This window comes from Clostridioides sp. ES-S-0005-03 (genome assembly GCF_020658455.1).
In the GTDB taxonomy this organism is placed as follows: Bacteria; Bacillota; Clostridia; order Peptostreptococcales; family Peptostreptococcaceae; genus Clostridioides.
In genome coordinates, this window is record NZ_JACVWI010000020.1 from 1 (window position 1) to 723 (window position 723).

The 723-nt window shown below is 42.2% G+C and carries 3 tRNA genes and 2 rRNA genes; all 5 read right to left on the minus strand.

Annotation, left to right across the window (positions count from 1 at the left end):
- Nucleotides 1–46 precede the first annotated feature (46 nt).
- Nucleotides 47–122 (minus strand) — tRNA-Met (locus tag IC218_RS21535).
- A 15-nt stretch (nucleotides 123–137) separates the two neighbouring features.
- Nucleotides 138–223 (minus strand) — tRNA-Leu (locus IC218_RS21540).
- A 6-nt stretch (nucleotides 224–229) separates the two neighbouring features.
- Nucleotides 230–304 (minus strand) — tRNA-Asn (locus IC218_RS21545).
- Nucleotides 305–310: 6 nt separating this feature from the next.
- A 5S ribosomal RNA gene (rrf, locus tag IC218_RS21550) occupies nucleotides 311–427 on the minus strand.
- A 183-nt stretch (nucleotides 428–610) separates the two neighbouring features.
- Nucleotides 611–723: ribosomal RNA gene (locus IC218_RS21555) — 23S ribosomal RNA — on the minus strand; the annotation flags it as partial.

The window sequence follows — 723 nt, forward strand, 5'->3', positions numbered from 1 at the left end:
CGTGAAAGGGCGGTGTCTTAACCTCTTGACCAACGAGCCATTTTAATGGTTGCGGAGGCAGGACTCGAACCTACGACCTTCGGGTTATGAGCCCGACGAGCTGCCAACTGCTCCACTCCGCGATATTGTTTTATAAGTGCCGAAGACCGGAATCGAACCGGTACGAGAGGTAAGTCCCGCAGGATTTTAAGTCCTGTGCGTCTGCCAGTTCCGCCACTTCGGCTTTTTTTGGCTCCAAGGGTGGGGCTCGAACCCACAGCCTACCGGTTAACAGCCGGTTGCTCCACCGTTGAGCTACCTTGGAATATTCACGTGGCTATGTCCTACTCTCCCAGGCAGTTTCCCACCAAGTACCATCAGCGCTAAAGAGCTTAACTTCTGTGTTCGGAATGGGAACAGGTGTATCCTCTTTGCTATTATAACCACATATTGCCTATTTATAAGACAAGTATTATATTAACATCTTTATTTTTAAATGTCAATACTTTTAAAGTACTAAATAATAATAGTTTTTTATTAAATATCTTCTATTAATTGAAGTTAGTACTTTACATAGAGTTAACACTCTAAAAACTACATATATATTTTAATCAATAAACATCAAATAATATTGGTCAAGTCCTCGACCTATTAGTATCGATAAGCTAAATACATTGCTGCACTTACACCTTCGACCTATCAACCAGATAGTCTTTCTGGGGTCTTACCCTTGCGGTGGGAAAT